Source organism: Erythrobacter sanguineus (genome assembly GCF_900143235.1).
In the GTDB taxonomy this organism is placed as follows: Bacteria; Pseudomonadota; Alphaproteobacteria; order Sphingomonadales; family Sphingomonadaceae; genus Erythrobacter; species Erythrobacter sanguineus.
This window is the reverse complement of record NZ_FRDF01000018.1, coordinates 36,867-57,069: the sequence shown is the minus strand read 5'-3', so window position 1 is coordinate 57,069 and position 20,203 is coordinate 36,867. Positions and strand designations below refer to the sequence as shown.

At 62.4% G+C, this 20,203-nt stretch carries 20 protein-coding genes, 1 tRNA gene and 1 pseudogene; 10 read left to right on the top strand and 12 right to left on the bottom strand.

Translation table 11 applies throughout. The features are described from left to right. On the top strand, positions 1-189 hold a 189-nt coding region (locus BUA05_RS13920), incomplete at its 5' end, for an integrase core domain-containing protein (RefSeq protein ID WP_084662736.1). 33 nt (positions 190-222) lie between these two features. Further along, a complete protein-coding gene (locus BUA05_RS13915) occupies positions 223-537 on the top strand; it encodes a LysR substrate-binding domain-containing protein (RefSeq protein WP_084662734.1) in 315 nt (104 codons plus the stop codon). Between the two features lie 255 nt (positions 538-792). On the opposite strand, the gene BUA05_RS14825 is transcribed toward BUA05_RS13915, so the two are convergent. Continuing rightward, the gene (locus BUA05_RS14825) at positions 793-960 is read right to left on the bottom strand and encodes a hypothetical protein (protein ID WP_158093688.1); all 168 of its coding nucleotides are present in this window, start codon (positions 958-960) and stop codon (positions 793-795) included. Between the two features lie 318 nt (positions 961-1,278). Here BUA05_RS14825 and BUA05_RS13910 point away from each other — a divergent pair. After that, positions 1,279-1,608, top strand: a pseudogene (locus BUA05_RS13910) (IS66 family transposase); the annotation flags it as partial. Positions 1,609-1,697: 89 nt separating this feature from the next. On the opposite strand, the gene BUA05_RS13905 reads toward BUA05_RS13910, so the two are convergent. Beyond that, positions 1,698-5,288, bottom strand: a complete 3,591-nt coding sequence (locus BUA05_RS13905; RefSeq protein WP_143150322.1) for an autotransporter-associated beta strand repeat-containing protein — start codon at positions 5,286-5,288, stop codon at positions 1,698-1,700. Between BUA05_RS13905 and BUA05_RS14620 the strand changes: the two genes are divergently transcribed. Then, positions 5,241-5,684 (top strand): hypothetical protein, encoded by a 444-nt coding sequence (locus BUA05_RS14620; protein ID WP_143150321.1) that lies wholly within the window; start codon positions 5,241-5,243, stop codon positions 5,682-5,684. The genes BUA05_RS13905 and BUA05_RS14620 overlap by 48 nt on opposite strands. Before the next feature lie 340 nt (positions 5,685-6,024). On the opposite strand, the gene BUA05_RS13900 is transcribed toward BUA05_RS14620, so the two are convergent. Next, positions 6,025-6,114 (bottom strand) — tRNA-Ser (locus BUA05_RS13900). A gap of 179 nt (positions 6,115-6,293) precedes the next feature. Between BUA05_RS13900 and hspQ the strand changes: the two genes are divergently transcribed. Beyond that, the gene (gene hspQ / locus BUA05_RS13895) at positions 6,294-6,674 is read left to right on the top strand and encodes a heat shock protein HspQ (protein ID WP_072675617.1); all 381 of its coding nucleotides are present in this window, start codon (positions 6,294-6,296) and stop codon (positions 6,672-6,674) included. Between the two features lie 139 nt (positions 6,675-6,813). Here hspQ and BUA05_RS13890 read toward each other — a convergent pair whose 3' ends face one another. Next, positions 6,814-7,716 carry an ABC transporter permease gene (locus BUA05_RS13890; protein WP_084662732.1) on the bottom strand — a complete coding sequence of 301 codons (903 nt, stop codon included), beginning with the start codon at positions 7,714-7,716 and terminating at the stop codon, positions 6,814-6,816. Between the two features lie 95 nt (positions 7,717-7,811). Here BUA05_RS13890 and BUA05_RS13885 point away from each other — a divergent pair, with 95 nt between their 5' ends. The 3 genes from BUA05_RS13885 to BUA05_RS13875 all read left to right on the top strand — a co-directional run bounded on the left by BUA05_RS13885 (position 7,812) and on the right by BUA05_RS13875 (position 11,129). Next, the gene (locus tag BUA05_RS13885; protein WP_072675616.1) at positions 7,812-8,516 is read left to right on the top strand and encodes a GcrA family cell cycle regulator; all 705 of its coding nucleotides are present in this window, start codon (positions 7,812-7,814) and stop codon (positions 8,514-8,516) included. Positions 8,517-8,883: 367 nt separating this feature from the next. Continuing rightward, the gene (locus BUA05_RS13880; protein ID WP_072675615.1) at positions 8,884-9,813 is read left to right on the top strand and encodes a DUF481 domain-containing protein; all 930 of its coding nucleotides are present in this window, start codon (positions 8,884-8,886) and stop codon (positions 9,811-9,813) included. 119 nt (positions 9,814-9,932) lie between these two features. Then, entirely contained in the window at positions 9,933-11,129 is a 1,197-nt protein-coding gene (locus BUA05_RS13875; RefSeq protein ID WP_072675614.1) for a GGDEF domain-containing protein, read from the top strand. Between the two features lie 15 nt (positions 11,130-11,144). Here BUA05_RS13875 and BUA05_RS13870 read toward each other — a convergent pair whose 3' ends face one another. The 4 genes from BUA05_RS13870 to truB form a co-directional block, all read right to left on the bottom strand. Next, the gene (locus tag BUA05_RS13870) at positions 11,145-11,825 is read right to left on the bottom strand and encodes a polyamine aminopropyltransferase (RefSeq protein WP_072675613.1); all 681 of its coding nucleotides are present in this window, start codon (positions 11,823-11,825) and stop codon (positions 11,145-11,147) included. An 80-nt stretch (positions 11,826-11,905) separates the two neighbouring features. Then, on the bottom strand, positions 11,906-14,185 hold the full coding sequence (gene pnp, locus BUA05_RS13865) for a polyribonucleotide nucleotidyltransferase (protein ID WP_072675612.1): 2,280 nt from the start codon (positions 14,183-14,185) through the stop codon (positions 11,906-11,908). Positions 14,186-14,360: 175 nt separating this feature from the next. After that, complete coding sequence (gene rpsO, locus BUA05_RS13860; protein ID WP_072675611.1) at positions 14,361-14,630, bottom strand: 30S ribosomal protein S15; 270 nt, start codon at positions 14,628-14,630, stop codon at positions 14,361-14,363. Between the two features lie 12 nt (positions 14,631-14,642). Further along, the gene (gene truB / locus BUA05_RS13855; protein WP_245790213.1) at positions 14,643-15,641 is read right to left on the bottom strand and encodes a tRNA pseudouridine(55) synthase TruB; all 999 of its coding nucleotides are present in this window, start codon (positions 15,639-15,641) and stop codon (positions 14,643-14,645) included. Between the two features lie 60 nt (positions 15,642-15,701). Between truB and glpD the strand changes: the two genes are divergently transcribed. Next, positions 15,702-17,246 (top strand): glycerol-3-phosphate dehydrogenase, encoded by a 1,545-nt coding sequence (glpD, locus tag BUA05_RS13850; RefSeq protein WP_072675610.1) that lies wholly within the window; start codon positions 15,702-15,704, stop codon positions 17,244-17,246. On the opposite strand, the gene BUA05_RS13845 is transcribed toward glpD, so the two are convergent. Then, positions 17,204-17,929 carry a site-2 protease family protein gene (locus tag BUA05_RS13845; RefSeq protein ID WP_072675609.1) on the bottom strand — a complete coding sequence of 242 codons (726 nt, stop codon included), beginning with the start codon at positions 17,927-17,929 and terminating at the stop codon, positions 17,204-17,206. The two genes, glpD and BUA05_RS13845, sit on opposite strands and share 43 nt — an antisense overlap. Positions 17,930-17,981: 52 nt before the next feature. Then, entirely contained in the window at positions 17,982-18,557 is a 576-nt protein-coding gene (locus BUA05_RS13840; RefSeq protein ID WP_072675608.1) for a thymidine kinase, read from the bottom strand. 114 nt (positions 18,558-18,671) lie between these two features. Here BUA05_RS13840 and BUA05_RS13835 point away from each other — a divergent pair, with 114 nt between their 5' ends. Next, entirely contained in the window at positions 18,672-19,271 is a 600-nt protein-coding gene (locus tag BUA05_RS13835; protein WP_245790212.1) for a YceI family protein, read from the top strand. Between the two features lie 6 nt (positions 19,272-19,277). On the opposite strand, the gene rbfA is transcribed toward BUA05_RS13835, so the two are convergent. Together rbfA and BUA05_RS13825 are read right to left on the bottom strand one after the other, a co-directional pair. Next, positions 19,278-19,694 carry a 30S ribosome-binding factor RbfA gene (rbfA, locus tag BUA05_RS13830; RefSeq protein WP_072675607.1) on the bottom strand — a complete coding sequence of 139 codons (417 nt, stop codon included), beginning with the start codon at positions 19,692-19,694 and terminating at the stop codon, positions 19,278-19,280. A 5-nt stretch (positions 19,695-19,699) separates the two neighbouring features. Continuing rightward, a complete protein-coding gene (locus BUA05_RS13825) occupies positions 19,700-20,140 on the bottom strand; it encodes a PaaI family thioesterase (protein WP_072675606.1) in 441 nt (146 codons plus the stop codon). Between the last annotated feature and the right edge of the window lie 63 nt (positions 20,141-20,203).

Here is a 20,203-nt window from a genome sequence, read left to right as displayed (position 1 = left end):
GACCTCGAGGCCCAGATCGAGCCCTTCGTCGAGCACTACAACCACCAGCGTTATCACGAAGCGCTGTCCAACGTGACGCCCGCCGACGCCTACCTCGGCAGGGCGGCTTCCATCCTCAATCAGCGTGAAAGGATCAAGCGACACACCATCGAACATCGGCGCTTGCAACACCGCAAGCTCGCCGCCTAAAACCAACCCCCAGACGAGGTCCGCACTCCGCTAATCTACGCCGCAAGTTGTGCCAAATGTTCTGACGACGGACAGGCAGCCGGTGTGCGTCGTCCCCGGGCGCAGATCGAGACAACTTCCGTGCTGTTCACACTCGGGGTGCTGGACGGCGGCCAGCATCTGACCATCCTTCCTGAAATGCTGGTCGACCGTGAACTGCGGTCAGGCCGCTTTGTGCGGATCGCGGTCGATGCGGCCCCGTGGACGCGCCCGCTGATCGTCGCCACGCGCGTTCGCGGCCCAAGAGCACCCGAAGTGGCGAAACTGATTGCGCTTTTGCAGGAGGTGGTGAACGACGTCGACAATTGATCGCCAGCCGGCCCGGCAATGTGGTTCGCTGAACCCGAGCGGTAACGGTCACCCCCTGGGTCGGGTGGCTGTTCGTCTCAAGGTCGAATCAACAGATTACGCTATTGCGACGGCGCGCTGTCGGGACCCGATGCGGGGTCATGGAGGGTGCCCAAGCCCTCGACGGGCCAGGGGGCAAACCATGTTCGCTGATTTGGCGAAGTCGCTGGTTGGCAGGAATTGTCGCCAAAAGGTCGCATCACTGACTATCGGCCTTTACTGCCGCACCACGTCAAGCGCCACCGTCACGAGCGACTGGCCGCAGACTTCAGCAACGAACCGGCAGGCTGTCTCAATGTTCGCCTTGTCGAAAGGCATCGTTTCGAGGCGCGGCATCGGCTCTTCAAGTCGGCCCGTGTCATCGGCCGATTGGGTAACCGACATTCGGGTTTCCGCCCAATATCGGTCACGATCGGGGCTGATGCGCGATCGCGAAAGCGGTTTGGCAGTTCTTGGCGAAATCAGACGTTCATTTTGGCGGACGTGAACGACCGGCTTTGGTCGGCAGCTGCCGCAAGTTTGTGAGATTGAACCCGCCATAAAGGGGCGTACCACGGGCGCAACCTTGCGGTTTAGCACTGCTGACGGCATCTCTGACCATCAATGATCGTTTACGAACATGTCACCTGTGAGCAAAATGGGCGCGGGCTTTCGGCGGCGCTGCCGCACGGGCCAGGTCGGCGCAGGCTTGAGCGCGAGAACAATGGCGCGCAGCAGATCGGCGAAGCGATCAGCTACGCCCTGAAGCGCCGGGATAGCCTGACGCGCTTCCTCGACGATGGCCGCATCGATCTCGACAACAACGCCGTCGAGCGCGCCATCCGGCCGCTTGCCCTGAACCGCAAGAATGCCCTGTTCGCAGGCTCCGACGAGGGCGGCGACAACTGGGCGGTGATCGCCACGCTGATCGAGAACTGCAAGCTCAACGGTATCAACCCGCATACCTGGCTGACCGCTACGCTCACCAGCCTCGCCAATGGCCACCCCGCATCGCGCGTCGACGAGCTCCTGCCGCACGCTCACGTGGCTTGAAAATACCGCTTACGCTGAGCTGATCTATTCCAACTGTTATGGCGTCAGACAATTGGCAGGAGCCGAAGCCCCTGCCAATTGCGTCATTCTCAAAACCGGACCTGTATCGTAGCCTGTGCGCTATGGTCGGTCTGGGTGATGCCACTGAGGCCAGTGTAGCCAACGGACACTTGCAGCTTATCGTCAAGGCTGAAACGGGCATCGAGCCGGGCGACCAGCGCAAATTCATCAAGCTGCGCACCGCTGATAGCAAAAGCCTGCTGGGGCGCGGCAGCAAGCGCGAGAAACGCCTGCGGATCACGATCACCAAGCTGGGCTCTGCCTGCGAACGCGCCATTGATGCTTAGACTCTTGCCGATCGGGACCATCGCGTCGATCCCGCCAGTGAGCGTAGCGGTGGAGTAATCCTGCTCAAGCATGGTAAGGTTTGCCTCACCGCCCGTCTCAGTCATACCATCAAGTTTGAAACTGCCGATTGACCCGGCGAGGAACGGACGGACAATCGCGCTGCCCGATGGGATGGTGTAAGATAACTCAGCGAAAGCCTGCTTGGCTTTGCCTTCGGTAGTACCGACATTGGTTTCGGCAAAACCCGGCAGCCTGATATCGCGGAAAGCGCGCAGATCGATTTCTGTAAGATAGCCGCCAATCGCAATCCCCACCCGACCAGTCTGGAGTGACGCATAGACGCCTCCGCCAGCCTGTTCGACCTCCGCGGTCGAGCCGAGACGGTCAATGGTAACATCGCTCTGCACCTGCATGCCGAAGATGCCTGCGCGCCAACTGCTGTTTTCGGTAGCCTTGCCTACATCAATGCCGGTGACCATGCCCATACGATCGGTTTCGAAGGCCGCGGCATTCCTGTCGCTGTCACCGTTGCCCCAGCCGCCAAAAAGTTGGCCCCAGACGCCCACACCCGAGCCCGCTTCCGTTTCGTCGCGCGCGGCCATCGCCACGCTGCCGAGCCGTCCGAGCACTGCGTCGCGGACTAAACGCTCCTGCTCGATCCCGACACCGGCCGCGGTCGCATAGACCTCGCCCGAAAGCTGGTCGAAGGCGCCGGGCATCTGCGCGACTGGCAAGGAATAAATGTTGAACAGCGGCTGCGGGTTGTAACCCGCGGTCACTGCTCCATCGATCAGATTGACCACTGAACGCTGGTTCGAGGTGAGAACAGTCGAACCGACGATATTGGCAAGCAAGTTTGGCGCCATGCGCAGACGCACCTGCGTGTCAGTGTAGACCAGTTCGGGTCGGTAGAGAATCCCGAACCCGGCGAGGCCTGTCGCGTCGGCAAATGTGCCCGTCCGGCCGCCGTCCGCCTCGAGCAGCAGATATTCGCTATTGAAGGCATAGATCCCGCCGAGGTTCGTGATTGCTGCCGTTCCGTCAACCTCAGCCGCGCCCGTGGCAAGGATCTGGTCGATCGGGCCGGTGGCGCTAACCTCGAACTCGACCGTGCTGCCTGACTGCAGGTTGACCGCGCCATCGACATTGAGAACACCAGGGCTGTTACCCGGCGAAATCACGCTGCCGCTGTTGGCGACCAGCCCACCGATCACACCCGTGCCCGACAGACGCGCGCCGGATTCGACCGAGGTGACTGAACGCGACAGGTTCCCATTGACGCGAAGCTCGCCGGCTTGGACGAACGTGTCACCGGTGAAGCTGGCGCTATTGGCGGTGAGGGTCAACATACCGGCTCCGGTCTTGTCAAACCGCCCCGTTCCGGAGATCTGATCGGCAAAAGTGCCGGTAGTGGCTTGCGCGAACTCGATCACGGAGTTGTTCTGGATCGCGCCCTGCAGCGAGGTCGTGTTACCCACGAGTCGTCCGCGGCTGATCAGCGTACCGCCGGTATAGGTGTTCGCAGCGGTCAGCGTGGTGGTGCCCGTGCCGTCCTGCACGAAGATGCCTGTCCCGCTTATGACACCTGCAAAGGTGTAGGTATCGCTACGATTTACGGCCAGGGCACCATTGTTCACCACAGGACCGGTGATCGAACCGCTCGCGGCGCCACCGCCCAGCTGCAGAACGCCGCCGCTGATCGTCGTCCCGCCAGCGTAGGTGTTAGCACCCGTCAGGGTAAGGGCACCAGCTCCCGTCTTGGTGAGCGTGCCGCTGCCGCTCATCACTCCGGCATAGGTGCCGCCTGTCGCCTGGGCGAACTCGACCGCCGCGTTGTTAGCAATCGCTCCCTGCAGCGAGGTCGTGTTGCCGATGAGCTCCCCGGCCGAGACAATCGTCCCGCCAGTGTAGGTGTTGGCGCCCGTCAAAATGAGCCGACCTGCACCGACCTTTACGATGTCACCCGGGTTCACCCCGTCAGATATATCTCCAGCGAGGGTTACGATTTCGCCAGTTGCAACATCAATGATCGGATCGCCATCCGCAACGATATTGGCACCAACGGTCGTCGATCCTGTAAAAATAAGACTGGCAGCCCGGCCATTCACGGTGCCGATGGGATCGCCGATCAGTCTAATCAGCGATGTCGCTCCCAAAGCATCAGCAGAAGCGAGCGAGATTGAACCGCCCGGGTTTACGACGGTCTCGCCAGAATAGGTGTTGATCCCGCCCAGAACCAGAACGCCTGAACCAGTCACGTTGAGATTGCCGGTACCACTAACAATGCCACTCCAGACCACACTGTTGGCCTGAACATCAATTGTGCTGGATGCGCTTGACAAGGCAAGATCACGGTTCGCCGCGAAATCCCCATTGGCGAGCAAGGTGCCAGCCCCAATTTCAAGCGAACCGGTACCGATCTGAGCAATGTTGGAGACGCCCAGGGCCCCGTTTTGAATAAAAAAGCCACCCGAATGAGAGCTGCTTGCCGTCAGGTTAAGGACACCTGCCCCACCCTTGGTCATCCGGCCAACGCCAGAAAAGGAACCCGACAAATTGATGGTGTTGCCGTCAGTATCGATTGTCCCGCCCTGCGACTGCACTGTAAAGGCGTTGCTTACAGTGCCAGAAGTTCCAATGCGTAACGTTCCACCAACAAAGTTAGGGTTGACCTGCGAAGCAGCCAGCTGGACGACCGTGTAAGCTGGCGCAGCTGTGTCAATGTCGGGAATGACGGGCACGGATGGGGTCAGACCAGTACCCGAAACCACCGAAGATCCGCTGGGCACACTGTTCAAGGCGACGCTTGTAAACGTGAGGAAACCGCCAGCGCCGAAGAATTCGCCATCCCCGTTCGCAACAACATTAACCCGGCTGAAAAAGTTGGTGTCATTGATTGCACCGATAAAGTGCTCAGTCCCAGGGATAGTGCTCGCAATTCCGCCCAGCAAGAGCGGTGCAGTGTTATCGAAAATCAGGTAAATTTCCGATGCGTTCGACGTTCCACCCGAGGGTGTGGCGTTGTTAGTTGCGCAGCAAGTTCCCCAATTATTGACGTGCAAACCCAATGAATTCATCTGAAAGGGGTTGGTCAGGCTGGCGTCTGAAAAGAATTCAATATTATAACCAAGGGCAGCAGCCGCGGCAAAAGTATCGGGGCTGTAGCTGTTGCCCCAGTTCGTAAAACCATCCCCACCCAGATCACCGGTGCCGTTATTTAGGGCCGGGGCGCCAACCCGGGTCGTCCTGACAAAAACAATGTCGCTATTGGTTGGGTTGGTGACTTGAAAGATGCTGCCAGTGGTGTTCAGAATATCGATCTCATAGATCACCGATGTCTGACCGGCATTGGCGTCGGCAGCCTGCACTGTGTTGCGGAAGGTTGTGCGGCCTGCATCCCTATCGTCGTTGAAGAAAACGGCCGGTTCGGCAAATGCAGTCGACGCGGCGCACGCCGCAATGACCGAACAGCTGTATTTCAGATGAGAAAATCGCACAAAGCCTACCCCTATGATGAAAGGGGATGCGGCTATCCACGGATCAACCTACAGGCAATAAGTATTCGAACTGAATTCAATTTGGCGATTTTAACTAATTATACCTTATTTATTAATGATGCGTTAGTAATTTGGCCCGTTAAAATCGCTGGTGCTGGAGGCAACCGGTTGAATCAATTGTGGTTGGTCAGCGAAGCTCAGATGCGCTGGATTGAGATTTGTTTTCCGTAATTTCCGCTATGGCCTCGCTGCTGGGTTAATCTGCGACTTCAACCGCTCAACCATCAGGTGCTTCCGGCATGGTGGCTGCGATGCGCTTTTGAGGTTCGATCGGTTTTTCTAAGCCTAAACTCCAAGCCCACTCGATCAAACGCGCACAATCGTATACATAGAGTATGCGTGGGTCCCATCTGAAAGAAACGGGGGTGCCCCGGGGTGGGGGTGTTGCTGGTCAGAAACTCGATGAGGTTGGGGGCTCTATTCGGCGCACCCCAAGCGTCAACCGTAAGATGGGTGCAAAGGCGGGTAGCGAACCAGATCCCCCCTTAAAGAGTTGTTGTCGTTGAAGGTATGGCGGAGAGGGTGGGATTCGAACCCACGTTACCGTTGCCGGCAAACCGCATTTCGAGTGCGGCGCATTCGACCACTCTGCCACCTCTCCGCGAGGCCTGTCGCGCATCGGCGCGCCGCATGGTCAGGCGGCAGGCGACAGGAAGCGCGCGCGTTAGCCCAAGGCCCGCCCCTTGCCAAGTCCCGAAGCTTCACAAAATTGGGGCATATCTCGCAGCCGCACAAAAGCGGTGCTTGTTTTGCTTTTGCAAAAGTCCATATTGTCTCCCTATGGAACGTGCAGAGTTCTTCTCAAGCCAGGCCGGACGCACCATCATCGCTCCGCGCCAGACCCGCGCCCGCTTCGGAATCGGCGATGTGGTGCGGCACCGCATGTTCGACTTCCGCGGGGTTGTGTTCGATATCGATCCGGTCTTCGCCAACAGCGAGGAATGGTATCAGTCGATCCCCGAGGATATCCGCCCGCAGCGCGATCAACCGTTCTACCACCTGCTCGCGGAAAATGACGATTCCTCCTACGTCGCCTATGTCAGCCAGGGCAACCTTCTGGCCGATCCGGACGGCGGGCCGATCGATCACCCAACGGTGCGCCAGCTGTTCGACAGCTTCCGTGACGGACGTTACCGGATGCGGCGCGCGTTGACTCACTGATTTTTGTGGCAAGCCCTCCGGCTTGCCAATCCTCGCAAAGGCTCGAGCGCGCAGTCGCGCTTGCGGCCCTCTGGGCCGGTGCGGGCAACACACCATCCGGCCTGCCAATCCTCGCAAAGGCTCGGGCGCGCCGCCGGGATCAGCTTTTCAGCTTCCAGCCCGAGCGCAGCAGCGCATAAACGCCCACCGCCAGCACCAGATTGAGCGCCAGCAGCCCGCCTGCCGCGCCCCACACCGCGGCCGCATCGCCGATGTCGCTTTCGCCCAGAAACCCGTAGCGAAAGCCCGAAATCACATAGAAGAACGGATTGGCGCGGCTCACCCACTGGAACGCCGGGTCGAGGTTCTCGATCACATAGAACGTCCCCGACAGCAGCGACAGCGGGGCGATCACGAAATTGGTGATCGCCGCATTGTGATCGAACTTCTCGGCCCAGACCGAGGTCGCCAGCCCCAGCACCGCCAGCATCAGCGCGCCCATCAGACCGAACCACACCACCGCCCAGACATGCGCAATCCCAAGCGACACCCCCGGCCACAGCGCCATCGCCAGCGCCACAGTGCAGCCCACCGCAACCGCGCGAGTGATCGCCGCCGCCAGAATACCGGTCATCAACTCGCCCGGCGACAGCGGCGGCATCAACAGGTCGATGATCGTCCCCTGCATCTTGCCCGACAACAGCGAGAAACTGGAATTGGCAAAGGCGTTCTGCATCATTCCCATCACGATCAGCCCCGGCGCAACGAAGCTGGCGAAGGGCACGCCCAGCACCTCGCGCCCGCCGCGTCCCAGCGCCACGGTGAAGATCACCAGAAACAGCAGCGTCGTGAAGGCCGGTGCCCAGATCGTCTGCGTCTGCACCTTGAGAAACCGGCGCACCTCCTTCATATAGAGGGAGTACAAGCCCACGCGATTGATCCCGGTAATCACCGGAACACCGCGCTGGGCAAACCGGGTGCTCCCGCCGGCCTTGTCATGAGTGATGTTTTCCGTCACGGGGGCGGCGTTGCCATTCGGGTTCGCTGAAGCAGTATCGGCCATGGTGCAATCGCCTAGGCCGCCGGGGCTTCCGTGACAAGCATGGCCCGGCATCAGGGCCACGGCCAAGGCGCCGGACACAGGAACAGGTAGGGTTTATGAGCTGGACGGACGAGCGCATCGGGACGCTCAGGAAAATGTGGGAAGGCGGCTCCACCGCCAGCGAGATCGCGACCGAACTGGGCGGGGTCAGCCGCAATGCCGTGATCGGCAAGGCGCATAGGCTGGGGCTGAAGGCACGCCCCTCCCCGGTCAAGGCCAATGACAAGAAAAAACCCGCCGCGCCCAGGAAGCCGGCGGCGGCCGCGCCGCGCCCCGCTGCGGAGCCTCGGGCCGAGACTGCCGGACGCACGCCCGAGCGGGCCGCAGCGGCCCGTCCGGCTGCCGCGCCTGCCCGCAGCGATGATTCGGCCGGCGCTTCGCCCGCCTCGCCCTCGCAGCCGATGCCCAACCCCGCGTCCGATCTGCCCAAAATCGTATCGGTCGGCCCCGGTGGCTTTCTGCGGCAGGGCCCCGGCGACCAGCAGGCGCCGATCCCGCCCGCCCCGCCGCGCCGCCTTGTACCGGCCAAGCCCAGCCCCGAAATCGCGGGCAAGACCACCCTGCTCGATCTGTCGGAAAAGGTCTGTCGCTGGCCGATGGGCCATCCGGGCGAGCCTGATTTCCACTTCTGCGGCCAGCCGGTAAACCCGGGCTTCCCCTATTGCGTGGAACATTGCGGGCGCGCCTATCAGGCGCAGCTGCCGCGCGGGGTGCGCCGTCCGCCGCCGCCGCTGCCTTTCGGCGGGCCCAGAGTCCGCTAGAACACGCGCGAATCGGTGCCACAGGCGCACGCCGGAACGACACCCGGCGTGCGCCTGCGGCCGCGCCGTGTTGGAGACACATGAGACACTGTTCAGGGGCAGAATTTCCGCCCGGTCAAACCGCCCCTGCGCCGAAAGGGATTCGGGCAATACAAGCTTGCGCAGCACAAGGTTGGGCGGTGACAGTCTGGGCCGTGCCAGTTTGAGCGGTGACATTGCGGAAGTCTGCCCTTTGGCGACCCCTGTAGGAAAGCCCTGATCGCGCTGGGCCGACTGGTGGCTGAGGCTGACCAGAAACCGGTCGACAGGGGTTTCGAAACCGCGCGCCTGCCACCATTCCGGCACAGGCAAACTAGGGGGAAATCACATGAAACCATCCGCTTTGGCTGTGGGCGCACTCGCGCTTGGGCTGGGCATCGCGATCCCGGCACCGGCCCTCGCCGCCCTGCCCGAACCCGTTCGCGCGATGATCAATGCGGCGATCGCCACCGGCGACGAGGAAAAGGTGCGCACGGTCATCGACCTCGCCCGCACCACCAACCCGGCTGATGCCGCCGAACTTGATGCGATCGAATCCAATTACGCCGTCACCCTCGCCGCGCTTACCGAAGCCGAATCCGCCGCCCAGCAGGAGGCGATCCGCACGGCGGGACTGTTCGGCAACTGGACCGGGCAGGGCGAACTCGGCGCGTTCCAATCAACCGGGAATGCTGACAACGTGGGCATCACCGCCGGGCTGGGGCTGGTGCGCGAAGGCATCAACTGGCGGCACAAGCTGTCGGGCCGCGCCGATTATCAGGAAACCGAAGGCGTGGTCACGCGCGAGCAATATCTCGCCGCCTACGAACCCAACTACAAGCTGTCAGAGCGCCTCTATGCCTATGGCCTCGCGCAGTATGAGCGCGATGCATTCCAGGGCTTCGCGGCGCGCTATTCGGCTTCGGGCGGTCTGGGTTATGACGTGCTGACCGGCGACAGGATGACCCTGTCGGTCAAGGCCGGCCCGGCATGGCGGCGCACCGAACTGGTCGGCGGCACCAGCAGCAGCAGCTTTGCAGGCCTCGCCGCAGCCGATTTCGACTGGAGGCTGGCAGAGACCATATCGCTGACCCAGGATGCCAGCGCACTGGTGCAATCGGGCAGCAGCACCTTCATTTCCGACACCGGTGTGGTGGCGAAGCTTTCGGGCAAGATGTCGGTGCGCCTGTCCTATACGGTGGAACACGACACCGCCCCGCCGCCGGGCGCGGTCAAGACCGATACGCTGAGCCGGGTGACGCTGATCTACGATTTCTGACTAGACCGGATGATGTGATGCGCGCCCTTGTTGCTGGGCCGCCACCTTCGCCCCGCCCCATTTAGGGTTGCGCAATGAATTTGCCCTAGGTTCACCATGCTTTGGGAGAACCCGGTCAGATGGTCGAGATGTCGGATATGGTTGCAGGAGGCTATTACGCCTCAACAGCCTTGTTCGGCCTTGGCGGGGCTGGATTTGCGCTGGCGACGCGTGATCGGCTCTATGCCTATTTTGCGCTCCATGCGCTGGCGGTTGGGGCGCTTGCGCTGACATTTCCGCCGGTTTCGCCTGCCGCCGATGCAATCGCGCCGTGGCACATCGCCTGCCGTATCGCAGCCGAAGGTCTGGTGGTTGCCACGATCGGGCTGGGTCTTGGCCATCTGCTCGCCCCGCGCCTGTCGGGCCTTCTGCGGCGGGCCATCAGATGCGTTTTCCCGATTGGTCTGATGACGTCGGCAAGCGCGCTCTGGTTCCTGTTCAATACTGATGCCACGTTCATCTATGGCCTTGTCATGCTTGGCGTTATTGTGACCATCGGGATTGCCCTGACGGTTGGCATCGCGCGCGGTTACCGCGAAGCTATCTGGAGTGCGATTGCCCTTGCCCCCTTGCTCAGCGTTGGCGCGATCGCCGCGCTGATGGAGGGGTTCGCGCTGGGATCAATGCAGAATTATGCCGAAAGCATCCTGATCGGCTTCGCGTTCGAACTGGTCTGTATTTCAGGGCTTCTTGCGGTGCGTTTCCGCGCCACCTTGCGCGAACGCGACGCCGCGATGGCCGAAGCGGTTGCAGCCCGCAATGCCAGCGAGATTGATGCGCTCACCGGAATTGCCAATCGCCGGGTGTTTGAGGATGATCTGCGCAAGATCCCGCACCAAAGCTACACCGCGTTGGCGATTGTCGATTGCGATCACTTCAAGCTGATCAATGACCAGTTTGGCCATGCGACCGGCGATATCGTGCTGCAATCGATCGCTCGCTGTCTTGCCTGCGCGCCGGGCAAAGCGATGCGGATTGGCGGCGAGGAGTTTGCGGTCTTCCTAACCGCGCCGGACTGGCAGCGCGAACTCGAATCGTTGCGGGAGGCCATCGCCCACCAGACGCGCCAGGAACTGGCCCGGTTGCAGATATCGCATAATGTCACGGTCAGCATCGGGGCTGTGGAATTGTTGCAGGGCCGCCCAACCGAACAGGCGTTGATGCTGGCCGATAAAGCACTTTATCGCGCCAAACGGCTTGGGCGCAATCGGTTGGAAATTCAGGAGGCTTGCCGGGCCAAACGGCCGATCAATCCCGAAATCGCCTGCGCTGCCTAGGGCCTTTGCGGGGGTTCAGACCTTCTGCGCAAACCAGATGATATGATGCGCGCCCTTGTTGTTCGGGCGTGAGCGGACTTTCCATTCGACGATGTCGAGGCCAGTATCATGCAGCCGCTTGCGAAAGGCCGGATCCGGCCCGGCTGACCACACCGCCAGAATGCCCCCCGGCTTCAGCGCATCGCGCGCCTTGGCAAGGCCGGTGCGCGAGTAGATCCGGTTGTTGGCATCGCGCACCAGACCATCGGGCCCGTTGTCGACATCAAGCAGGATCGCGTCGAACTTTGCTGACGTGCCATCATTGGCATCATCGATCAGCGCGGCGACATCACAGATGCGCAGGTCAAGGCGCGGGTCGGACAGGCTATCGCCAGTGAGCTGCGCCATCGGCCCCGTGGCCCATGCGATGATTGCATCGGAAATCTCGGCGATGACGATCTCGGCGCTATCCGCCAGCCGGGCGCGCGCGGCGCGGTAGGTAAAGCCCATGCCATAGCCGCCGATCAGAATGCGGGCATCGGGCTTGCCCAGCCGCTCGATGGTCAGCTCGGCCAGCTGCTCTTCGGAAAAAGCCATCCGCGTGCTCATCAGCTCGTTGCGGCCCATCACGATCATGAAGTGGCCCGCATGGGTGTAGAGTTCGAGCAATTCGCCGTCAGCGATCTGCGCGCTGGCAAGGTGTTCGCGTTTAAGCATTGGTCAGGTGACCCCGTAACAGCAAATGGGCCGCCCGGATCGCTCCGGGCGGCCCCAATTGTTTACCTCGGATGAGGCGATCAGTCCTTCAGGAAATCGGGCAGGCCCGCCGGGCCGCTGTCGCGTTCGCGCCCGCCGCGATCACCGCCGCCGCTGCGACCACGACCGCCGCGATCGCCGCCGCCCTTGGGCCCGCGACGGTCACCGCCGCGATCCCCGCGACCACCTTCACGCGGTTCGCGCGGGGGACGGGTGTCCTCCAGCTCTTCGCCGGTTTCCTGATCAACGACGCGCATCGACAGGCGAACCTTGCCGCGCTGATCGATTTCGAGCACCTTGACCTTCACTTCCATGCCTTCGGAAACGACATCGGTGGGCTTTTCGACCCGCTCGTTGCGCATTTCCGACACGTGGACGAGACCATCCTTGCCGCCCATGAAGTTCACAAACGCGCCGAAATCGACGATGTTCACGACCTTGCCGTTGTAGATCTTGCCGACTTCGGCTTCCTCGACGATGCCGAGGATCCACTTCTTCGCGGCCTCGATTTCATCGGTGTTGCTGGACGAGATCTTGATCACACCTTCATCGTCGATGTCGACCTTGGCGCCGGTTTCAGCCACGATTTCGCGGATCACCTTGCCGCCCGTGCCGATCACGTCACGGATCTTCGATTTGTCGATCTGGATCGTTTCGATGCGCGGCGCATGCTTGCTGACTTCGGTGCGGGCACCGGTCAGCGCCTTGGCCATTTCGCCAAGGATGTGCATCCGGCCAGCCTTGGCCTGTTCCAGCGCCTTGGCCATGATTTCCTGCGTGATGCCGGCAATCTTGATGTCCATCTGCATCGTGGTGATGCCGTTTTCGGTACCGGCCACCTTGAAGTCCATGTCGCCAAGGTGATCTTCATCACCCAGAATGTCCGACAGGACGGCGAAATCATCGCCTTCAAGGATCAGGCCCATCGCAATGCCCGACACCGGAGACTTCACCGGCACACCGGCGTCCATCATCGACAGACAGCCGCCGCATACGGTCGCCATCGAGGACGAGCCGTTAGACTCGGTGATGTCCGACAACACACGGATGGTATACGGAAAATCTTCCTTGCTCGGCAGCACGGGGTTGAGCGCGCGCCAGGCGAGCTTGCCGTGACCGACTTCGCGGCGACCCGGAGCGCCGAAGCGGCCCACTTCACCGACCGAATAGGGCGGGAAGTTGTAGTGCAGCATGAAGCTGGTGTAGCTCAGGCCTTCCAGACCATCGATCATCTGCTCGGAATCCTTGGTGCCGAGCGTGGTGGTGCAGATCGCCTGCGTTTCACCGCGGGTGAACAGCGACGAACCATGGGTGCGCGGCAGGAAGCCGACGATCGCTTCGATCGGACGAACCTGATCGAGCTTGCGGCCGTCGATGCGCTGGCCATCCTTGAGGATCGCCCCGCGCACGATTTCGGCTTCGAGCTTCTTCATCAGCTTGCCCGCGACCATCTGGGTCTGCCCGCCTTCGTCAGCGAATGCCGCCTTGGCCTTGGCCCGCGCTTCGTTGAGCGCGTCCGAGCGTGCCGACTTGTCGGTCAGCTTGTAGGCGGCCGCGATATCACCGCCGATCAGATCCTTGAGCTTGGCCTTCATGTCAGCGGTATTGTCGCTGAGGTCGACGGTCCAGGGATCCTTGGCAGCCTGTTCAGCGAGATCGATGATCGCGCCGATGACGTTGCGGATTTCGCCATGTGCAAACATGACGGCGCCGAGCATTTCGTCCTCGGTCAGTTCCTTGGCTTCGGATTCGACCATCATCACCGCGTCTTGCGTGGCGGCAACAACCAGATCGAGGCGGCCATCGGCCAGCGCGCGGTCCTGCTTGGGGTTGAGCGTGTATTCGCCATCGATGTAGCCCACGCGGCAGGCGCCGATCGGACCCATGAACGGCACGCCCGAAATCGTCAGCGCAGCCGAAGCGGCGATCATGGCGACCATGTCCGGCTCGTTCTCGCCGTCAAACGACAGAACCTGACAGATCACGTTGATTTCGTTGTAGAAGCCTTCTGGGAACAGCGGACGGATCGGACGGTCGATCAACCGGCTGGTCAGCGTTTCCTTTTCGGTCGCGCCGCGTTCACGCTTGAAGAAGCCGCCCGGAATGCGTCCGGCAGCGGAGAATTTTTCCTGATAGTGGACGGTGAGCGGGAAGAAATCCTGCCCTTCCTTGACCGACTTGGCGGCGGTCACGGCGCACAGCACCACGGTTTCGCCATAGGTGGCCAGCACTGCGCCATCGGCCTGACGGGCAATACGCCCGGTTTCCAGAGTGAGGGTCTTGCCGCCCCACTCCAGCGATACGGTTTTCGTGTCGAACATTGATTTTCCTTTTGACCCGCACAGCCATATTGCCGGGCGGGGCCTCTTGTGCCGGGTAAACAACCGTCCCGGTCCGGTGCGGGGCTGTGTTTGGCCCCAAGGCTAGGCAGACCGGATGTCTGCTGCCCCATATGCAAAAAAGGCGGCCCCTTGGAGCCGCCCTTTCGCAAAACTCTTACTTACGCAGGCCCAGCTTCTGGATCAGCGCGTTGTAGCGCTCGACATCCTTCTTCTTCAGGTATGCGAGCAGCGTGCGGCGCTTGTTGACCATCATCAACAGGCCGCGACGCGAATGGTTGTCCTTGTGGTGATCCTTGAAGTGTTCGGTCAGGTTGCGGATGCGCTGCGTGAGGATCGCAACCTGCACTTCGGGGCTGCCGGTGTCCTTGGGATCACGGGCGTTATCGGAAATGATTCCCTGCTTTTCTTCGGCGGTCACCGACATAGTATATCTCTTTCACTCAGCGACATCGGGAAGGTTGAAACCCCTGACGACCGTGGCCATCCCGTCCGTGATTTCCATCAGCGCGACCGGGACATTGCCCAGTTTCGCCAGATAGAGCCCGGATGATTGGGGCATGTCAGACAGCACCCGGCCCTGTCGGACCGCCTGCGCGCTTGTCTGATCGAGGTGAAGGGCCGGGATGTCGTCCAGCCCTGCCTCCAGCGGCAGGAGAAGGTATTCAAGGCTCGCGCCCTTAGCGGCTTCGTCCAGTTTGTCCAGCGAAATCGCCTGTTCTTGGCGGAACGGACCGGCCTTGGTGCGCCTGAGATAGGTGACATGGCCGACCGTGCCAAGCGCGTATGCGATGTCCCGTGCAAGGCTGCGGATATAGGTGCCCTTGGAGACGTGGGCCTGCAAAGTGGCCTCCTCCAATTCATCGTCACCCCGGCGCAGGCCGGGGCCCAGTGGATCAAGGTTCTCGGCTTGTCGCTCTGGGTCCCGGCCTGCGCCGGGATGACGAATGATAGCGAGGGAGTGAATGGTAACGCTGCGCGCCTTCAGCTCCACCGTCTCCCCTGCCCGCGCCAGATCATAGGCGCGCTGGCCGCCCACCTTAAGCGCGGAAAAAGCCGGCGGCACCTGCTCGATCGGCCCAGTGAAACGCGGCAGCACTGCTTCGACCTCAGTCAGCGAGGGCCGCACATCGCTGGTCGCCACCACATCGCCTTGGGTGTCGAGCGTGTCGGTTTCCTCGCCGAAACGGACGGTGAATTCGTAGATCTTGGAGGCATCCAGCATCCGCCCGGCGAGCTTGGTCGCCTCGCCCAGCGCAATCGGCAGCACGCCTTGGGCCAAGGGATCCAATGTGCCGCCATGGCCGACCTTGGTCCTGGCATAGCCGTTCTGGCGGAGGACACGCTTGACCGCGCTCACCCCTTGGGTGCTGCCCAGCCCGCGCGGCTTGTCGAGGATCAGCCAGCCCGACAGGGGCAGACCGGATGCAGGTTTCAATGGGTCGTTCACCCTGCCCCCCTAGCCAAGCCGGATCGAAAACGCCAAGTTTCGCAAAGCATGGACATTACCGGGCCTCAGGACTTCGATCTGCTGGTAATCGGCGGCGGCATCAATGGTGCCGGGATCGCGCGCGATGCCGCAGGGCGCGGGCTGAAGGTGTGTCTTGCCGAAAAAGGCGATCTGGCAGGCGCGACCTCGTCGGCCTCGACCAAGCTGGTGCATGGCGGGCTTCGCTATCTCGAACATTACGAATTCCGGCTGGTGCGCGAAAGCCTGATCGAGCGCGAGCGGCTGCTCGCCATTGCCCCGCACATCATCTGGCCGCTGCGCTTCGTGCTGCCGCATGATGCGGGCCTGCGTCCGCGCTGGCTGCTGCGGCTGGGGCTGTTCCTTTACGACCATATCGGCGGGCGCAAGCTGCTGCCGCCGGCGCGCAGCATAGATCTCACCCGCCCGCCGCACGCCGGGGTGCTGGAGGAGCGGCTGACGCGCGGGTTCGAATATTCCGATTGCTGGGTCGAGGATGCGCGGCTGGTGGTGCTGAACGCCATGGACGCAGCTGAGCGCGGCGCGGATATCCGCACCGGCACCGAATGCACCGGGCTGAAACGGATGCGCGGCCACTGGCAGGCCCGCCTCACCGGCCCGGCAGGCACGCAGAACTTAACCGCAAAGATGGTCGTCAACGCCGCCGGCCCGTGGGTCGATCAGGTGCTGGCCCGCGCCATGCCGGGCCGCAATGCGAGCAATCTGCGGCTGGTCAAAGGCAGCCACCTCGTCTTCCCGCGGCTTTACGAAGGCGACCATTCCTACATCTTCCAGAACCGCGACGGACGGATCGTGTTCGCCATCCCCTATGAAGGCGACTTCACGCTGGTGGGCACCACCGATGTCGCCTTTGAAGGCGATCCGGCAGAGATTTCGATTTCCGAGGCGGAGGCGGATTACATCTGCGCTGCGGTGAACGAATATCTCAGCCGCGATGTGTCGCCGGATCAGGCGGTGTGGTCCTATGCCGGGGTGCGCCCGCTTTATGATGACCAGTCGGCCAGCAATTCCACCGTCACGCGCGATTATGTGTTCGAACTGGATCGCGGGCGGAACGACAAGGGCCCGCCGCTGCTGTCGATCTTCGGGGGCAAGATCACCACCTATCGCAAGCTTGCCGAGCACGCGCTGGAGAAACTGGGCGTCAGCGGGCGGTCATGGACGGCGGACGCCCCCTTGCCCGGCGGGGATATTCCGGCGCTCGATTTCGAAGGCTTCGTGGCTGCGCAGGCCGCCATCCGGCCGTGGCTGCCCGCGCCCGTGCTGCGGCGGCTGGCCCGCGCCTATGGCACCCGGCTGAACGCGGTGCTGGGCGATGCGCGCAGCTTCACCGACCTTGGCCAGCATTTCGGCGCAGGGCTGACGGCGGCAGAGGTGGTCTACCTCGTCCGCCACGAATATGCCCGCAGCGCCGATGACGTGCTGTGGCGCCGTTCAAAGCTGGGGCTGCACATGAGCGCAGCCGAGCGCGCCGCCCTCGCCCAATGGTTCAAGCGCTTGCGGATCGAGGATCAGGCGATCAGCGCCGCGATCCAGTCCGCCAGTGAAAGATAGAACCCCATCGCGAAGGTTACCGGCGGCATCAGCACCGTGCCGAGCCAGCTTGTCCCGAACACCCAGCTGGCGGCAATCAGCGCGATCAGCAGCGCCATGCCGACGCCTTGCAGCTTTTCCCACCCTGCCCGCATCCGTTCCGGCAACAGCCCGCCAACGATATGCGAGCCATCGAAGGGCGGGATCGGCAGCAGGTTGAACAGGCCAAGGAAGATGTTGACGAGGATGAAGTAGAACAGCCCTGTCGCCAGCCATTGCGGTTCGCCCAAGCCATTGACCAGCAGCGCCGCGCCCGCCTCCATATCGCCGCCAAAGCCGAGCCCTGCGGGCATGCTCAGACCGAGCAGCACCGCGCCCACGCTCGCCAATACGAAATTGCTCCCCGGCCCGGCTGCGGCGACCGCCATCATCCCGTAACGCGGATTATCCAGACGCCACTTGTTGACCGGCACAGGCTTGGCCCAGCCGAACACCGGCCCGCCCAGCAACGCCAGCGCGCCCGGCACCAGCAGCGTGCCGATGGGGTCGACATGGGCAATCGGGTTCAGCGTCAACCGCCCGCGTTCGGACGCGGTGGGATCGCCCAGCAGGCGTGCCATGTAACCATGCGCCACCTCGTGGAACACGATTGCAACGATCAGCGCGGGGATCAGCACGAGGCCGAAAATGAAGGTTTCGCTCATTATCTGACAGATAGGGCGCGCGCGCACCGCGCGCCAGTGCGCGTGCGCGAAATCATGCGACAAGGGCCTGCGAAAAATGCCTGCGGCACAGCGCGACATAGCGATCATTGCCGCCGATTTCGGTCTGCGCGCCCTGTTTGACCGCCGCTCCGCTTTCATCCACGCGCAGGTTCATCGTCGCCTTGCGCCCGCAGTGGCACACCGCCTTCAGCTCCACCAAGGCATCGGCAATGCCCAGCAGCACCGCCGAACCGGGGAAGAGTTCGCCCTGAAAATCGGTGCGCAGGCCATAACACAGCACCGGGATCCCCGCCTCGTCCGCCAGCCGGGCGAGCTGCCACACCTGCTCGGTGGTGAGGAACTGCGCCTCGTCCACCAGCACGCAGTCGATCGGTTCGGCGGCGTGGGCGGCGCTGACGGCGGCCCACAGGTCAGTCTTGGCACCATAAAGATGCGCGCCCGATTCCAGCCCGATCCGGCTCTGCACCTGCCCGGCCGAACGGCTATCCAGCGCGGCAGTCCACAACATCGTGCGCATCCCGCGTTCGCGATAATTGAAATCGGCCTGCAGCAGGCTTGATGATTTGCCGGCATTCATGCTGGCATAGTAGAAATATAGCTTGGCCATGATAAGCGTGAGCCTTGCACTCCGTTCGTCCCGCGACAAGCTCGCTCTGGGTCGTTTGCGGCGTTCTTCAACAGGGTTGCGAAACCATTCCCCTTTGATGCGCGTAAGGTTACCATGGACATCATGGGAATATTGCCACGCCTGCGCCTTGTCCTGCTGCCGCTGCTGGCGGCCTTCGCGCTCGCCAATGCGGGGGCCGAAATTGGCACGCCGCAGCGCTACACGCTTGATGCGGCGGCCAGCAATGTCTCGGCCAAGGTGCCGTTCTTCGGCCTCGCCAGCAAAACCGCGCGGTTTCCCCGGATGCAGGGTGCGGTCACCATCGTTCCCGGCGCGCCCGAACGCGCGGTGATCGACGTGACGTTTGATGCAACCGCGATCGAGGCGCCCGACGATCTGACCTTGAGCCGGCTGCGCGGCGAGAAGTTCTTCTGGGTGGAAAAATATCCCTCGATCCGCTTCGTCGGGCGTTCGATTGCGCTCACCAGCCCGACGCGCGGCATGGTCAGCGGCCAACTCACTGCGCGCGGCAAGACCCGCCCGGCCAGCCTGGATGTGACCTTCGACGCCGATCCGCTGGCGCAGGCAGGCAAGCCGGTGAGCTTTACCGGCACCACCACCATTGACCGGCGCGAATACGGGATGAAAAGCTATCAGCTGATCGTCGGCAACAAGGTCGATATCACGCTGAAGGCACGGATGGTGCCGCGGTAGGCGAGGCTATTCTTCCTCGCCGGCTTCAGCATCATCGCCCAGATCGCGGGCCACCTTGGGATCGCGCAGCAAGGCCTCGATCCGGTCAGCCTCGGCAAAGCTTTCATCCTTGCGGAAGCGCAGCTTGGGCGCGAATTTGAGGCCGAGCCGCTTGGCCACCTCGCGCTGGAGGAAGGCGGTGTTCTGGCGCAGCGCGTGGACCACCTCATCCTCGCCCGCGCCCAGCAGCGGCTTAATATAAGCGGTGGCGTGGCGCAGATCGGGGGTCATACGGACCTCGGTGACCGCAATATTGGCCGCGCTCACCACATCATCATGCACTTCGCCGCGCGCGAGCAGTTCGGACAGGATATGCCGCACCCGCTCGCCCACCTTGAGCACGCGGACCGATTGCTGTTCGGGGGTGAAGGGCGCCTTGGCCATCCCTGCTAGCCCATCCCCGTGCTGGTTGGTGTCGGGCGCGGGGTCGGCAGGGCGGTGGAGGTCGAGCGGGCGTAGATCGTGCCATCTTCCGCCAGCAATTCGCCTTCAAGGAACACCACGCGCCGCCCGGCCTTGACCACCCGGCCCTTGCCAATGATGGTCACGCCTTCGGGGATCAGGCGGATCAGGGTCATGGATATGTCGAGGTTGAGCGGTGCCATCTCGCCGCCCGTCGCCGCGACATAGGCATAGCCCATCACATCATCCAGATAGCCCGCGACCAGCCCCCCCTGCACGCCGCCGCGCCAGGTGGTCATCTCGCGCTTCACGGTAAAGCGCATGGTCGCGGTCTGGGTTGTTTCGTCCCAGCCGACGAATTGCGATCCGAGCAGCGCCGTATGCGGCGACTGCCCGGCATCGTCGGGGTGGTGAATTGCTTCGCTCATTCCGCTCCCTTTGCCCCTCCCGCCTGCGGGAGGGGAGCGAGACTTGACGGCTTACCGCCTAGT

Coding starts and splice junctions, on each gene's coding strand:
- BUA05_RS14825 (WP_158093688.1), bottom strand. CDS start 960: ATGTCGGTTACCCAATCGGCCGATGACACGGGCCGACTTGAAGAGCCG.
- hspQ (WP_072675617.1), top strand. CDS start 6,294: ATGGAACGTGCAGAGTTCTTCTCAAGCCAGGCCGGACGCACCATCATC.
- BUA05_RS13890 (WP_084662732.1), bottom strand. CDS start 7,716: ATGGCCGATACTGCTTCAGCGAACCCGAATGGCAACGCCGCCCCCGTG.
- BUA05_RS13885 (WP_072675616.1), top strand. CDS start 7,812: ATGAGCTGGACGGACGAGCGCATCGGGACGCTCAGGAAAATGTGGGAA.
- BUA05_RS13880 (WP_072675615.1), top strand. CDS start 8,884: ATGAAACCATCCGCTTTGGCTGTGGGCGCACTCGCGCTTGGGCTGGGC.
- BUA05_RS13875 (WP_072675614.1), top strand. CDS start 9,933: ATGGTCGAGATGTCGGATATGGTTGCAGGAGGCTATTACGCCTCAACA.
- BUA05_RS13870 (WP_072675613.1), bottom strand. CDS start 11,825: ATGCTTAAACGCGAACACCTTGCCAGCGCGCAGATCGCTGACGGCGAA.
- pnp (WP_072675612.1), bottom strand. CDS start 14,185: ATGTTCGACACGAAAACCGTATCGCTGGAGTGGGGCGGCAAGACCCTC.
- rpsO (WP_072675611.1), bottom strand. CDS start 14,630: ATGTCGGTGACCGCCGAAGAAAAGCAGGGAATCATTTCCGATAACGCC.
- glpD (WP_072675610.1), top strand. CDS start 15,702: ATGGACATTACCGGGCCTCAGGACTTCGATCTGCTGGTAATCGGCGGC.
- BUA05_RS13845 (WP_072675609.1), bottom strand. CDS start 17,929: ATGAGCGAAACCTTCATTTTCGGCCTCGTGCTGATCCCCGCGCTGATC.
- BUA05_RS13840 (WP_072675608.1), bottom strand. CDS start 18,557: ATGGCCAAGCTATATTTCTACTATGCCAGCATGAATGCCGGCAAATCA.
- BUA05_RS13835 (WP_245790212.1), top strand. CDS start 18,672: ATGGACATCATGGGAATATTGCCACGCCTGCGCCTTGTCCTGCTGCCG.
- rbfA (WP_072675607.1), bottom strand. CDS start 19,694: ATGGCCAAGGCGCCCTTCACCCCCGAACAGCAATCGGTCCGCGTGCTC.
- BUA05_RS13825 (WP_072675606.1), bottom strand. CDS start 20,140: ATGAGCGAAGCAATTCACCACCCCGACGATGCCGGGCAGTCGCCGCAT.